The sequence below is a fragment of the Cyanobium sp. ATX 6F1 genome (genome assembly GCF_024346315.1).
GTDB lineage: Bacteria > Cyanobacteriota > Cyanobacteriia > PCC-6307 > Cyanobiaceae > ATX-6F1.
Genome location: NZ_JAGQCS010000002.1, coordinates 135311 through 148048, shown reverse-complemented (window position 1 = coordinate 148048; position 12738 = coordinate 135311). Strand labels below are relative to the sequence as shown.

Genomic DNA, 12738 nt, shown 5'->3' with positions numbered 1-12738 from the left:
CTGGCGCCGTGGGCGGCCCATCAGCCCAGCACGGCGATGGCGTCGATCTCCACCCGCGCCCCCTTGGGCAGGGCGGCCACCTGCACGCAGGCCCGCGCCGGAGACACCCCCGCGCCAAAGCTGCCGGCGTAGAGGGCGTTCACCTTGGCGAAGTCCCCCAGATCCGCCAGGAACACGGTGGTGCGCACCACCTGCTGGGGCGAGGCGCCCGCCGCTGCCAGCACCGCTGCCAGGTTGGCCAGCACCTGACGCGTTTCCGCTTCCACATCGCCGTCGCCAACCAGCGCTCCGGTGAGCGGATCGAGGGCGATCTGACCGGAGCAGAACAGCAACCCCCCGGCCTTGACCGCCTGGTTGTAGGGACCCACCGGGGCCGGTGCCTGGGCCGTGGTGATCGCTTCGAGGTCGGGGGCGGCAACCATGGGGGGTGAAGATGGGGCGCTGAGCTTATGGCCGGACGCCCATCGTCGGCACCGATTCCCCACCATCGACGCCCCCAGGCACTCCGGCCACGCCCCAGCTGGAGTTGCGGGATCTGTGGCACCGCTACGGCAGCAGCGCCTCTGGCGCTGACTGGACCCTGTCGGCGATCGATTTTCAGCTGCGGCCCGGCGAACTGGTGGGCCTGCTGGGCCCCTCCGGTTGCGGCAAATCCACGCTCTTGCGCCTGATCGCCGGCTTCGAGCGCCCAGAGCGCGGCAGCGTCTGGATCGAGGGCCGTGAAGTGGCAGGACCGCACCGCTGGCTGGAGCCGGAGCGGCGCGGTGTGGGCATGGTTTTCCAGGACTACGCCCTGTTCCCCCACCTCGATGCCTGGCGCAACACCTGCTTTGGCCTGCGTCCCCATCAGGACCGCAGCCGTGCCGCCTGGCTGCTGGAGTTGCTGGGGCTCAGGGGGCTCGAGCGCCGTTACCCCCATGAGCTCTCCGGCGGCCAGCGCCAGCGCCTGGCCCTCGCCCGGGCCCTGGCGCCGGCCCCGTCCCTGGTGCTGCTGGATGAACCGTTCTCGAACCTGGACGTGGAGGTGCGCACGCGCCTGCGCGGCGAACTGCCCGGGGTGCTCAGCCGCTGCGGCGCCAGCGGCCTGATCGTCACCCACGATCCGGAGGAGGCGCTGGCGATCTGTGACCGGGTGGCCGTGCTCCAGGCCGGAGTGCTGCAGCAGTGCGCCAGCCCCCGGGAGCTGGTGGAGCACCCCGCCACCGCCTTCGTGGGCGGCTTCGCCCTCCAGGGCAACCTCGTGCCGGCCCGGCGCGAGGGAACGCGGATCCACACCGCCGTTGGGGTGTTCGAGCCCGATGGCGAGCCCAGGGCCGAACGGGCGAGGGCCGGTGAGCCCCTGGAGGTGCTGATTCGCCCCAGCGGCTTTGATCTGGCGGCCGACCCCGCAGGTGAAGCCCTGGTGGTGGGCCGGGAATTCCTGGGCCGCGAATGGCTCTACCAGGTGGAGGTGGGCACGCTGCGCCTGCGCCTGCGGCTACCCCTGGAAAGCGAACTGGAGCGGGGGCAGCGGTGCCGGCTGCGGCTCAAAAGCGAGCCGTTGGGTCTGTTGTTTCCCGAGCGAGTGGCCGTCAGGCCCGTGGCAGAATCGGCGGCTGTGCCGTAACGCCAAGGGCGTACATTTCGTGGTGCTCGTTCGGCTGGGAGCTACATCCTCGAGAGAGCGGTGATCTTGGCAAGCTTATTGTGATCGAGACCCTCCAGTTCGCTGATCTCTAGCAGGCCATCTTTCACCATGCCTGCGAATGTGAACAGCAGGGAAGATGGCTTGAAATCATACTTTCCATCGAATTCATATCTCCTGGTGCTGAGATAATCGTGGAGTCCCCAGACCTGATCGAGAGTGACGATGGAGCTGCTCAACTCCTGCACGCTCCGCGTCAGATCGGCCAGATCCCGTTCGTAGGCCAAGGCAAAGGCCACTCTGGCGGTTTCCTGCTCATCATCGCTCCAGTCATCCTCCACGATCTACCTGCCTTCAAGGTCAATCAGTCATCGTAGCGCTGCGCGTGGCGTTTACGCGAGCAGGTTTCGATTGCATGGACCCGTGGCAACAGGTGCCAGGGAACCTGTGGATAGCGATGGTGCTCCCAGTGATAGCCGAAGTGATAACAGCTCAGCAGCGACAGCAGCGGTGGAAGCGCCCAGCTCCGAACCTCGTGGGTCTTCAAGGTGGTCCCCAAGCTTCCCCTGTGGGGCAGGTAGGTTCCGAACAGGAAGAGCTGAACCGAGCTCAACAGCAGGGGCAAGGTCCAGAACAGCAGGATGGAGGCGATCAATCCGCTGCCCGTTGATCGGAGGGTCATCCAGCCCCCCGCCCAGAGCCCGACCAGGAGGGTCATCTGCAGGGGGGAAAGATACCCACCCATGAATCTGATGTACCAGCTCAGTGGATGGGAGCGAAGGCCATCGTGATAGTCGGGATCTTGGCGGCTTGCCGGTGAGGCGTGATGGCGCTGATGGTTGGTGAGGCAGAGGTCGTAGTCGAGGCAGCCATAGAGCCCAAGGGCGACCCGCCCGATTCCGTGGTTGAGTCGCCTGTTGCCTGGGAAGAGGCTGCCGTGCATCGCATCATGGGCAACGATGAACAGGCCTGTGTGCAGAAAGGTGCGACACAGCAGGGCGATCACGACCCCGATGGCCGGGAGGTGTTCGGCTTCGATCAGACATCCGCCAAGACTGAGGATCCAGCCGGCGATGATCAAAGCCGCCAGGACGACTCCGGTCAGGTCCGTGGAAGCTGGCCCACCCGCTGAACACAGGGCTCCGCCTGGGCTCTGTTGCCGGTGAAGGGGCCCCGATCGATCGCTTCGGCTCGGCGTTGCGCTCGAACAGGGCATGCGTGCAATCAGCGGATCAGATTGAGCAGTTCCTTGGGGGAAGCGAGCAGATCGATCGCCACGAAGAAAATCTTGTTCTCCGGATTCAGCAGGAATCTCCAGGCCACATCCATGCCCACACCCGCTCCGAACCAGGGCGTCTGGACTTTCCCCGTGACCTTGATCTGCGTGAAGCCGCCATCGGCGGGCTCGCTGACGCCCTTGGTGGGAACCAGCACCAGATTCTGGCAATCCTGCTTGAAGAACTTGAGCACCGCCTCCCTGCCGATGATCGGCTTCTGGAACGGCGGCTGAAGCGCTCCATCGGGAAGAAACAGCTCGATCAGGTTGTCGAAGTCATTGGCGTTCAGAAGATTCATGTATTCGATCACGGTGGGATTATCCACATTCTCGATCGAAACCTGAGTGCGCTCGGAAGCAGCGGTGGGGCTCACGAGTGGCTCGCTGATCGTTTCGGCACCCTCCATCTTCTTGGGGTCATAACCCATGTCCACAACCATGTTCCGAAGAACCGTGATCTGCTGACCAGCCTCCATTCCCTTGATGGTGCTGAGAACGGCGGCGGCGTTGGCGGAGAGCTGGTAGCCCACGGGAATGGGCGCAACGATTCCCTGCTCCATCCACACCCCTAGCTCATACCAGAAGCCCAGCTTGATGTTGTTGGACCAGAGCGCGTAGGTTCGGTTGATGGGCGTGTTGATGTGATTGGCGAGGTCAAACATCACCTTGGTCTGCTCGGCAAAGCTCATCCCGCGAAGCTCGCTGAGGGTGCGCTCGGCGAACTGCATTCTTGCGGCCCCCAGGGCTGCCACGGTGATCGTTTTGCCCATTTCCTTGTAGGCAAACCAGATCAGGGCAAGCTGATCTTCAACCGTGAGCTGGTCGAAGCGCGCGAGGGTACTGGGAACGATGTCGGCCGTGCGGGTCTGCGGGAAAATGCTGCGGGCGGCATCGATGGTGAAAGACATGGCTCCCAGTTAGTGGATGAAAGATGTACCTACTCTAACAGAGTAGCTTCGATGTAATTGAAGCTGATTAGATGTCTGAAAACTTATGATTTGCTCGGATCCCGCCTTATTGAGATCTTAACCGCGCAAGCATCCACTCACCGAGTGGCCAGAGGCCTGCCGGGCCCCCTCGGCCCTAACCGCGCCAGTTGTTCTTGCTCTCCCGCAGGGCCCCCAGCTCAGCGGCATCGGCGGCGCGCAGGAAGAGGTTGGTGGCCAGCTCCGCTCCGATGCTGCTGGGCACCGTGAAGCGCCCGGCGGCCCGCAGCTTCCGCACCTCCTCCAGCCGCTCGCCCAGCGCCGGATCGTGGGGCCGTTCGGCCGCGGCCCAGGCGAAATTTCCTTCGGTGTACTCGTGGGCGCACCACACCCGGGTGTCCGCCGGCAGGGCCGCCAGGGATTGCAACGACTGCTGCATCTGGGCCGGGCTGCCCTCAAACAGGCGCCCGCAGCCCCCCACGAACAGGGTGTCGCCGCAGAACAGCTCCCCCCGGGCCGCCGTTCCTGGAACAGCTGGCAGGTAGTAGGCGATGTGGGCCCTGGTGTGGCCCGGCACATCCAGCACCTGCACCGGGCGGCCCAGAAGCGTGAACCGCTCGCCGCCCGCCACCGAGCGGGTCTGGATGGGAATGCGGGCGCGGTCCGCGCCGGCGGCGAACACCTCGGCGCCGGGCCAGCGGGCCAGCAGGCCCGGGGTGCCGCCGATGTGGTCGCTGTGGTGGTGAGTCTGGAGGATGGCCACCAGTTCCAGCTGGCGTTGCTCCAGCCAGGCGATCACGGGTTCGGCAACGGCAGGATCCACCACCACCGCCTTCGAGCCCGATCCCCCGTGCCAGACGAACACGTAGTTGTCGTCGAGAACGGGGATCAGGTCCACGGTGTCGGCGGCAGCCATGCCTGCGGCTTCTGGCAGGGTCTCGCGGGGGGGCGTTGTCGCGGCCATCGTTAAAGTCCACGCTGCGGTGCAACACCATGATCACCGTCGCCCTGGCCAAAGGCGCCCTTCTCAAGGATTCGGTGCGGCGTTTCGCCGCCGCCGGTCTTGATTTCAGCGCCCTGCTCGATGCCGACAACCGCCAGCTGCGGGTGCCCAGCACCTGCGGCCGTGCCCGCGCCCTGCTGGTGCGTAACGCCGATGTGGCCGTCTACGTGGCCTATGGCCAGGCCCAGCTGGGCGTGGTGGGCTACGACGTGCTCAAGGAGCATCCGTTGCCCGTGGCCCAGCTGGTGGATCTGGGCTTCGGTGGCTGTCGCATGGCCGTGGCGGTCAAGGCCACGAGTGGCTACAGCCGGGCGGCTGATCTGCCACCCCACTGCCGCGTCGCCAGCAAGTTCACCCGTTGCGCGGAGGCCTTCTTCGCCGACCTCGACCTGCCGGTGGAGCTCATCCATCTCACCGGCTCGGTGGAGCTGGGACCGATCACGGGGATGTCCGAGGCCATCGTCGATCTGGTGGCCACGGGCCGCACCCTTCAGGAGAACGGATTGGTGGCGATCGATGAGCTGTTTCACAGCACGGCGCGGCTGATCGGGCACCCCCTGGCCCTGCGGCTCGATGCTGGTCCGCTGCAGGCCCTGGTGGACCGGGTCGCCGCGGCGGGCTCCCCCCCTTCTGGCCCGTAGCGCTGATGGCCTCCCGCGATCGCCAACGGCTGCGTCTGCTGCTCCCCTACATCGGCCGTGAGCGCCGCCGCCTCACCCTTTCCCTGGTGCTGCTGATTCCGGTGGCCCTGGCGGCCGCCGTCCAGCCCCTGCTGGTGGGTCAGGCGATCTCGGCCCTGCGCCATGAACCCACCATGGCCTGGCTGGCGGGTCAGAGCGTGCCCCAGGCCCTGCGTACCCTCGTGGGGCTGCTGCTCCTGGCGGTGATGGTGCGCCTCGCCCTGCAGGGCGTGCAGACCTACAACATCCAGGTGGTAGGCCAGCGACTTACGGCCCGCATCCGCGATGACCTGTTCGCCCATGCCCTGGCCCTCTCGCTGCGCTTCCACGACCGCACCCCGGTGGGCAAGCTGCTCACCCGGCTCACCAGCGATGTGGATGCCCTGGCGGAGGTGTTCGGCAGCGGCGCCATCGGCGTGCTCGCCGACCTGGTGACCCTGCTGGTGATTGCCTTCACGATGATCTCGATCGAGCACCGCCTGGGGGCCTTGCTGCTGGCGATCCAGGTGCCGGTCACCTTCGCGATCGTCTGGCTGCAGGGCCGCTACCGCAAGGCCAACTACCGGGTGCGGGAGGAGCTCGGCCAGCTCAACGCCGACTTCCAGGAGAACCTCCAGGGGCTGGAGGTGGTGCAGATGTTCCGCCGCGAGGCCACCAACAGTCACCGCTTCGCCAGCACCGCCCAGCTCTATCGCAAGGCGGTGGACGGCACGATTTTTTATGACAGCGCCATCTCGGCCCTGATCGAATGGGTGGCCCTGGCGGCAATCGCCGTGGTGCTCGCCCTTGGTGGCCTGCTGGTGGATCGCGGGGCCATGGGCCTGGGCACGCTCACCACCTTCATTCTTTTTTCCCAGCGGCTGTTTGACCCGCTGCGCCAGTTGGCCGAACGCTTCACCCAGATCCAGGGGGGGCTCACGGCGATCCAGCGCATCGACGAGCTGATGGAGGAGCCGATCGAGATCGCTGAACTTCCTGTGGGCCAGCTCAGTGCCGCCGCCGTGCGTTCAGGCGCCGAGCGCGCCAGCGCCGGGGAGGTGGTGTTCGAGAACGTCTCGTTCGCCTACCGCAGTGACGATCCGATCCTCACTGACCTCAGCTTCCGCATCGCCGCCGGTGAGCACGTGGCCCTGGTAGGGCCCACGGGTTCGGGCAAGACCACGGTGATCCGGTTGCTCTGCCGGCTCTATGAACCCCAGCGGGGGCGGATCCTGCTCGATGGCATCGACATCCGCCAGCTGCCGATCGCCACCCTGCGCCAGCGGTTGGGGGTGGTGCTCCAGGACACCTTCCTGTTCAGCGGCAGCGTGGCCGACAACCTGCGCCTCGATGCGCCGATCGATGACGTCGAGCTGCTGCGGCTCTGCAACGAACTGGGGCTGGAGGGCCTGCTGGAACGGCTGCCCGACGGCCTGGCCACGGAGCTGCGCGAGCGGGGAGGCAACCTCTCCTCCGGCGAGCGTCAGTTGCTTTCAGTCGTAAGGGTGGCGATCCGCAACCCCTCGGTGCTGGTGATGGATGAGGCCACGGCCTTCATGGATCCCTCCACCGAGGCAACCCTCCAGCACGACCTCGACACGCTGCTGTCCCAGCGCACCGCGATCGTGATCGCCCACCGGCTGGCCACGGTGGAAGCCGCCGATCGCATCCTGGTCCTGCGGCGTGGCCGCCTGATCGAGCAGGGCACCCATCGTCAGCTGCGGGCCGCCGGGGGGCTTTACGCGCAGTTGGCTGATCTCCAGGAGCGGGGACTGGCCAGGCTCTGAGCTTGCTCGTCCAGCACAGACTCCAGCCAGCGCTCGATCAGGCTGGCCAGTTGGCGGGGATCCTGGCGCATGGGCAGATGGCCCAGCCCTTCGAGCAACTCCACCGAGTGCAGGGGCGCATAGCCCGCCAGGTGGCGCACGTAGCGGGGCTCCATCACCCCATCTCGGCTGCCGCTGATCCACAGACTGGGCACGCCCAGCCGGGCGGTGAGCCCGGGCAGCTGGCGCACGGCGCCGCGGTTGGTGCTGCAGGCCAGGAGCCCCCGGGCCGCCCGCAGATCGGCCACCAGGGGGCTGCGGATGGCGTCGGTGCCGGGCAGGCCAGCCAGCCAGCGGGGGCGCAACCGCAGGAAGGCGGATCCGCCCTGCCGCAGGCGCGCGAACGGCCTCGGCTGGTAGACCCCGCCACCGGCGGCGATCTGCACCAGAGCCAGCAGCTGATCGCCCAGGGCAGCGGCGGCGTGGAGGGCGACGCTGCCGCCCAGGGAATGACCCACCAGAACAATCTTGCGCCCGTTGGCCTCGGCGCGGCTGGCCTCGGCCACCCAGCGGCCATAGCTGGCCAGGGTGGGCTGGAGTTGCCGGGGCCGGGGTCGCTGGCCGAAGCCCGGCAGATCGGGCGCCCAGACCGGCCAGCGGGGGGTCAGGGCCTGCTCCAGGGGCTCCCACAGCCGCCCGGAGAGCAACCAGCCGTGCAGGCAGACCAGCAGGGGCGCCGACGGGTCAGGACGGGCGGGGGTGGGGCTCAGGGGTGCCTGGGGCGTGGATCTCCACACTGCAGCAAAACCAGCGCGATCGGGCAGGATCGTCTCCTTGCATCACTTCACCGCTGATCCCCGACCGTTTGGATTCCCACCCCGCCCTGATCCCCCACTACGGCGAAGGACACCGTCTCTGCCCGGTGGCCAACACCCAGGTGACCCTCGTGCTCAGCCTGGACCGGGAGATCGATCTGGTGGAACTCGAGCAACTCTGCGATGCGGTGGGCTGGAGCCGCCGGCCCCTGCGCCGGGTGCGCAAGGCCCTGGAGCACAGCCTCCTGCGGGTGGGCCTCTGGCGCCACGACGCCCGGGTGCCCCGCCTGGTGGGCTTTGCCCGCTGCACGGGCGATGGGGTAAGCGAGGCCACGGTCTGGGATGTGGCGGTTCACCCCCGCTACCAGGGGGCAGGGCTGGGGAAGCAGTTGATGGTCTACGTGCTCGATCAGTTGCGCGCCATGGAGGTGGAGCGGGTCAGCCTGTTCGCCGATCCCGGTGTGGTCGGGTTCTACGCCGACCAGGGCTGGGAACTGGAGCCGATGCAGCGCCGCTGCGCCTTCTGGTATTCCCCCTAGCGAGCCAGGCTCAGCTGCCGTAGTAGCTCTGCGCCAGCCGTTCCAGGCTCACCCCGCCGCGCCAGGCCCGGCGCAGCTGCCAGTTTCGCCAGGCGGTGCGCGCCACCCCCTGCCGCCGCCAGCGGCGCCCATCCACCCGCAGCTCCGCCCCCAGGCAGCGCACGGGCCCCTGGGCGGCGAGCCGTTGCACCAGATCCAGGTCCTCCATCAGCGGCCAGGGCCGGTAGCCCCCCACCCGCCGGTAGAGGTCACTTGGAATCAGCAACCCCTGGTCGCCGTAGGGGCGATGGAGCAGGCGGGTGCGCAGGGCCACGGCCCCCTCCACCAGCCGCAGGCCGAGACCGCTCCCTTCGATGCGCAGCTGGAAACACCAGGGTGCGGGGGGCTGGGCCAGGGCCCGCTGCAGCGCCTCCTGCCAGCGCGGGCCGAGGCGCCCGTCGGCATGGAGCAGCAGCAGCCAGCAACCCCCCTGCCTGGCGCTGCGCTCCCCGCTCTCCCCTTCCCGTTCGCTGTGCACCCGGGCCTCCAGATCCAGCTCCGCCAGGGCGAGCTGGGCCCCGCGCTGCAGCTGGATCCCGCGACCGGGGGGGCTGCTGATCACCCGGGCCCCGGCCAGGCGCGCGATCGCCGGGGTGCCATCGCCGCTGCCGCCATCCACCACGAGCGGGCGACGGAGCAGATCTGGGGCGGCCGCCAGGTCCGCCAGCAGCAGCGGCAAGCGCAGCGCTTCGTTCAGGGCAGGGATCACCACCTGAACGGACGCCGCCCGGTTCAGCCCAGCCATGGCGAGAGATCCCCGGGTCGATCGAGGTCGCTGAGTTCCCCCAGGAGCAGGGGCTCCAGCCCCTGGTCCGCCGCCGCCTGGCAGGTGAGCTCCAGCACCCGGCCCGTGCCCCAGGGGATGCCGGCCAGCAGCGGCACGCTCGGGCTGTGGGCCCCCAGGCCGATCAGCCAGTAGCCGCCATCGAGCGCGGGCCCCAGCACCAGTGGCTGATGCGCCAGGGCGGCCAGGGCGGCCCCCAGGCCATGGCGATCGAGGCCGGGCAGGTCGGTGCCGATCAGGGCCACCGCCTGGGCCCCCTCCCGGAAGCTGTGGCGTAGCTGGCGCTGCAGGCGCAACCCAAGCCCGCCGGGCCCCTGCAGGCGTACCCGATCGGCCCCCAGCTCGTCGCCCCAGCGCTCGGCGGCCTTCGGGCCGAGCCCGTCGACCGCCAGCACCAGCTGGGCGCCGGCCCCCGCCGCCACCGAATGGGCCGTGGCCATGGTGTGGCGGGTGAGCGCCCACTGGATCCGGGCGGCGGCCTGGGCGCCGATCCCCGCCGCCAGCCGCCGCTTGCAACGCCCCGGCGCCGGCCAGCGGGCCATCACCACCAGCTGCAGCGCCCTGCCGCCGGCGCTCCAGGGCTCACCAGAGCGCAATTCAGCCTTCGCGCGGAAGTTCAGCGGGCTGGAGCTGCAGGTCGAGCCGTTGCTCCCCCCGGCGCACCTTCAGGGGTAAGGCAGCCCCCACCTTGCCCTGGTCCACGGCCACCTGCACCTCGGAGGGGCTCTTGACCCGCTCGTTGCCCACCTGCTCGATCAGGTCACAGTTTTTGAGGCCGCCCTTGGCGGCGGGGCTTCCGCCCATCACCTCCACCACCACCACCCCGTAGACCTCGGGCAGCTTGCATTCCGCCGAGGTGGCGTTGATTTCCCGCGCCAGCTGCGGGTTGAGCGCCTGCAGGCGCACGCCGATGTAGGGGTGGGAGGCACGGCCGCGCTCGAGGATCTGGGCGGCGATCTGACGGGCGAGACGGATCGGGATCGCGAAGCTCAGACCTGCGCCCGGGGCCTGGCGGATGGCGGTGTTGATGCCGATCACCTGGCCCCGGTCGTTGATCAGTGGACCGCCGCTGTTGCCGGGGTTGACGGCCGCATCGGTCTGCAGATAGGGCACCCGCTGGCCCTCGCCCACCGCATTGGAGCGGCCGATGGCGCTGATGATCCCGGCGGTCACCGTGTTGTCGAGGCCCAGGGGGTTGCCGATGGCGATCGCCCACTCCCCAGGTCGCACCTTGTCGGAGTCCCCCAGGGGGGCCACGGGCAACTTCGAGGCCACCACCTTCACCACCGCCACATCGGTGACCGGATCGCTGCCCAGCACCTTGCCGTGGAAGCTGCGGCCATCCGGCAGGGTGACCGTCACGTCGCCCGCCCCCTCCACCACGTGGGCATTGGTGAGCAGCACCCCATCGGAGCGGGTGATGAAGCCCGAGCCCTGACCCTGCTGCTGCTGGATCGAGGGGCCACCGCCGAACAGGCCACCGAGCGGGTTGAGCACGCGCTTGACTGTGTCGATCCGCACCACCGCCGGCCCCACCTTGTCGACGGCGTTGACGATGAAGTTGTTGCCCGCCTGCAGCGGCGCTGGCGGCGGCGCGTCGCTCACCTGGGCCGGGTCACCTCCCCGCCGCGCGCCCGGCAGGCCAGGAAACCCGGGCAAGCCTGGAAATCCCGCCACACAGCCCCCCAGCAGCAGCCCGGCGAGTGTGCCTGTGGCCACCCCCGTGACCAGGGCAGAGGCGCGCGGAAGGCGGGGGGCGGGGCGGTGTTCAGGGGTCATGCAGGCGGGCTTGTGGTCAGGTCGTCAGGCGCCTCATTCAAGGCGCCCGTGGCCAGCCACTCTGCCTATATTCAGCCCTCGGTGGTGAGCGAACGGTGCAGCAGGGTCAGGAGCTGTGGCACCGGGTTCAGCAGGCTCTCCAGGCGAATCTCAGCAAGCCCACCTTCGAAACCTGGATTCGCCCGGCCCGGTGCGCCGCCTTTGCCAATGGCCGCCTGGAGCTGCTGGCGCCCAACAGCTTCGCCAGTGGCTGGCTGCGCAAGAACTATCTGTCGATGATCGGCGAGGTGGCTTCCGAGCTGGCCGGTGAGCCGGTGCTGGTGGAGGTGGAGACCGAGCCCGCCGTGGAGTCTGCCGACCTGGCCGACCCAGTGGCCGCGGTGCCGTTGCGGGTTGGTGCCGCCATGTCCCAGGCGGGCCCAGGCCAGAGCGCCTTCGAGGCAGGCCGTGAGGCGGCGCTGCTGGCCGCCACGGGTGAGGCGGCGAGGCGGGCGGCCCCGGGCCTCAACCGGCGCTACGTGTTCAATCGCTTTGTGGTCGGCCCCAACAGCCGCATGGCCCACGCCGCTGCCCTGGCGGTGGCCGAAGCACCCGGCCGTGAATTCAATCCCCTGTTCGTCTGCGGCGGGGTGGGGCTGGGCAAGACGCACCTGATGCAGGCCATCGGCCATTACCGCCTGGAGATCGATCCAGGCGCCAAGGTCTTTTACGTCTCCACCGAGGCCTTCACCAACGATCTGATCCAGGCGATCCGCAAGGACGCCATGCAGAAGTTCCGCGACCGTTACCGGGCCGCCGATCTGATTTTGGTCGACGACATTCAATTCATCGAGGGCAAGGAGTACACCCAGGAGGAGTTCTTTCACACCTTCAACGCCCTGCACGAGGCCGGCCGCCAGATCGTGATTGCCTCCGATCGGCCCCCCAGCCAGATTCCGCGGCTGCAGGAGCGACTGATCTCACGGTTCTCCATGGGCCTGATCGCCGACATCCAGGCGCCGGATCTGGAGACCCGCATGGCGATTCTGCACAAGAAGGCCGAGCAGGAGCGCATGGCCCTGCCGCGGGATCTGATCCAGTACATCGCCGGTCGCTTCACCTCCAACATTCGCGAGCTGGAGGGGGCCCTCACCCGCGCCGTGGCCTTCGCCTCGATCACGGGGCTGCCGATGACGGTGGAATCGGTGGCGCCGATGCTCGACCCGGCCGGCAACGAGGTGGATGTCACCCCCCAGCAGGTGCTCAACAAGGTGGCCGAGGTCTATGGGGTGAAGGTCGATGAAATGCTGAGCAGCAGCCGCAAGCGGGCCGTCAGCCAGGCGCGCCAGGTGGGCATGTATCTGATGCGCCAGGGCACCAATTTGAGCCTGCCGCGCATCGGTGAGGCCTTCGGCGGCAAGGACCACAGCACGGTGATGTATGCCGTCGAGCAGGTGGAGAAAAAGCTCGCCAGTGATCCGGCCGTGGCCCGCCAGGTGCAGCAGGTGCGCGACCTGCTCCAGATCGATTCGCGCAAGCGCAAGTGATC

General features: G+C 68.3%; 14 protein-coding genes. 5 read left to right on the top strand and 9 right to left on the bottom strand.

From position 1 onward, the window contains the following. Nucleotides 1–20 precede the first annotated feature (20 nt). Nucleotides 21–422 (bottom strand): Rid family detoxifying hydrolase, encoded by a 402-nt coding sequence (locus tag KBZ13_RS03470; protein ID WP_255006317.1) that lies wholly within the window; start codon nt 420–422, stop codon nt 21–23. Between the two features lie 98 nt (nt 423–520). Here KBZ13_RS03470 and KBZ13_RS03465 point away from each other — a divergent pair, with 98 nt between their 5' ends. Continuing rightward, nucleotides 521–1606, top strand: coding sequence for an ABC transporter ATP-binding protein (locus tag KBZ13_RS03465; RefSeq protein WP_255007115.1), 1086 nt, complete (start codon nt 521–523; stop codon nt 1604–1606). A 41-nt stretch (nt 1607–1647) separates the two neighbouring features. Here the strand turns inward: KBZ13_RS03465 and KBZ13_RS03460 are convergent, their stop codons facing one another. From KBZ13_RS03460 to gloB, 4 genes are all read right to left on the bottom strand, one after another. Next, nucleotides 1648–1965, bottom strand: coding sequence for a hypothetical protein (locus KBZ13_RS03460; RefSeq protein ID WP_255006310.1), 318 nt, complete (start codon nt 1963–1965; stop codon nt 1648–1650). A 23-nt stretch (nt 1966–1988) separates the two neighbouring features. After that, nucleotides 1989–2840 (bottom strand): fatty acid desaturase, encoded by an 852-nt coding sequence (locus KBZ13_RS03455; RefSeq protein ID WP_255006309.1) that lies wholly within the window; start codon nt 2838–2840, stop codon nt 1989–1991. An 8-nt stretch (nt 2841–2848) separates the two neighbouring features. Further along, nucleotides 2849–3808 carry an orange carotenoid-binding protein gene (locus tag KBZ13_RS03450; RefSeq protein ID WP_255006307.1) on the bottom strand — a complete coding sequence of 320 codons (960 nt, stop codon included), beginning with the start codon at nt 3806–3808 and terminating at the stop codon, nt 2849–2851. Between the two features lie 175 nt (nt 3809–3983). Next, nucleotides 3984–4742 (bottom strand): hydroxyacylglutathione hydrolase, encoded by a 759-nt coding sequence (gloB, locus tag KBZ13_RS03445; protein WP_255006305.1) that lies wholly within the window; start codon nt 4740–4742, stop codon nt 3984–3986. A 77-nt stretch (nt 4743–4819) separates the two neighbouring features. On the opposite strand from gloB, the gene hisG reads away from it, so the two are divergent. Beyond that, nucleotides 4820–5470 (top strand): ATP phosphoribosyltransferase, encoded by a 651-nt coding sequence (hisG, locus tag KBZ13_RS03440; protein WP_255006296.1) that lies wholly within the window; start codon nt 4820–4822, stop codon nt 5468–5470. 5 nt (nt 5471–5475) lie between these two features. Then, on the top strand, nt 5476–7275 hold the full coding sequence (locus KBZ13_RS03435) for an ABC transporter ATP-binding protein (protein WP_255006291.1): 1800 nt from the start codon (nt 5476–5478) through the stop codon (nt 7273–7275). Here KBZ13_RS03435 and KBZ13_RS03430 read toward each other — a convergent pair. Continuing rightward, entirely contained in the window at nt 7227–8051 is an 825-nt protein-coding gene (locus tag KBZ13_RS03430; RefSeq protein ID WP_255006289.1) for an alpha/beta fold hydrolase, read from the bottom strand. The genes KBZ13_RS03435 and KBZ13_RS03430 overlap by 49 nt on opposite strands. 68 nt (nt 8052–8119) lie before the next feature. Here KBZ13_RS03430 and KBZ13_RS03425 point away from each other — a divergent pair, with 68 nt between their 5' ends. Next, nucleotides 8120–8608 (top strand): GNAT family N-acetyltransferase, encoded by a 489-nt coding sequence (locus KBZ13_RS03425; protein ID WP_255006287.1) that lies wholly within the window; start codon nt 8120–8122, stop codon nt 8606–8608. A 10-nt stretch (nt 8609–8618) separates the two neighbouring features. Here the strand turns inward: KBZ13_RS03425 and KBZ13_RS03420 are convergent, their stop codons facing one another. Genes KBZ13_RS03420 through KBZ13_RS03410 form a run of 3 tightly spaced genes read right to left on the bottom strand, consistent with a single transcriptional unit; the run spans nt 8619 to nt 11210 of the window. Next, the gene (locus KBZ13_RS03420) at nt 8619–9392 is read right to left on the bottom strand and encodes a TIGR04283 family arsenosugar biosynthesis glycosyltransferase (RefSeq protein ID WP_255006284.1); all 774 of its coding nucleotides are present in this window, start codon (nt 9390–9392) and stop codon (nt 8619–8621) included. Then, nucleotides 9380–10027: a TIGR04282 family arsenosugar biosynthesis glycosyltransferase gene (locus tag KBZ13_RS03415; protein WP_255006282.1), complete on the bottom strand. Its 648-nt coding sequence runs from the start codon at nt 10025–10027 to the stop codon at nt 9380–9382. Before KBZ13_RS03415 ends, KBZ13_RS03420 begins: the two co-directional genes overlap by 13 nt. Nucleotide 10028: 1 nt before the next feature. Further along, nucleotides 10029–11210 (bottom strand): trypsin-like peptidase domain-containing protein, encoded by a 1182-nt coding sequence (locus tag KBZ13_RS03410; RefSeq protein ID WP_255006280.1) that lies wholly within the window; start codon nt 11208–11210, stop codon nt 10029–10031. Between the two features lie 95 nt (nt 11211–11305). On the opposite strand from KBZ13_RS03410, the gene dnaA reads away from it, so the two are divergent. Continuing rightward, a complete protein-coding gene (gene dnaA, locus KBZ13_RS03405) occupies nt 11306–12736 on the top strand; it encodes a chromosomal replication initiator protein DnaA (RefSeq protein WP_255006279.1) in 1431 nt (476 codons plus the stop codon). Nucleotides 12737–12738: the final 2 nt, after the last annotated feature.

Bases quoted from the DNA above. Each gene is read 5' to 3' on its own strand.
- KBZ13_RS03455 (WP_255006309.1), bottom strand. From the start codon at position 2,840: ATGCCCTGTTCGAGCGCAACGCCGAGCCGAAGCGATCGATCGGGGCCC.
- hisG (WP_255006296.1), top strand. From the start codon at position 4,820: ATGATCACCGTCGCCCTGGCCAAAGGCGCCCTTCTCAAGGATTCGGTG.
- KBZ13_RS03410 (WP_255006280.1), bottom strand. From the start codon at position 11,210: ATGACCCCTGAACACCGCCCCGCCCCCCGCCTTCCGCGCGCCTCTGCC.
- KBZ13_RS03470 (WP_255006317.1), bottom strand. From the start codon at position 422: ATGGTTGCCGCCCCCGACCTCGAAGCGATCACCACGGCCCAGGCACCG.
- KBZ13_RS03450 (WP_255006307.1), bottom strand. From the start codon at position 3,808: ATGTCTTTCACCATCGATGCCGCCCGCAGCATTTTCCCGCAGACCCGC.
- KBZ13_RS03435 (WP_255006291.1), top strand. From the start codon at position 5,476: ATGGCCTCCCGCGATCGCCAACGGCTGCGTCTGCTGCTCCCCTACATC.
- KBZ13_RS03420 (WP_255006284.1), bottom strand. From the start codon at position 9,392: ATGGCTGGGCTGAACCGGGCGGCGTCCGTTCAGGTGGTGATCCCTGCC.
- gloB (WP_255006305.1), bottom strand. From the start codon at position 4,742: ATGGCTGCCGCCGACACCGTGGACCTGATCCCCGTTCTCGACGACAAC.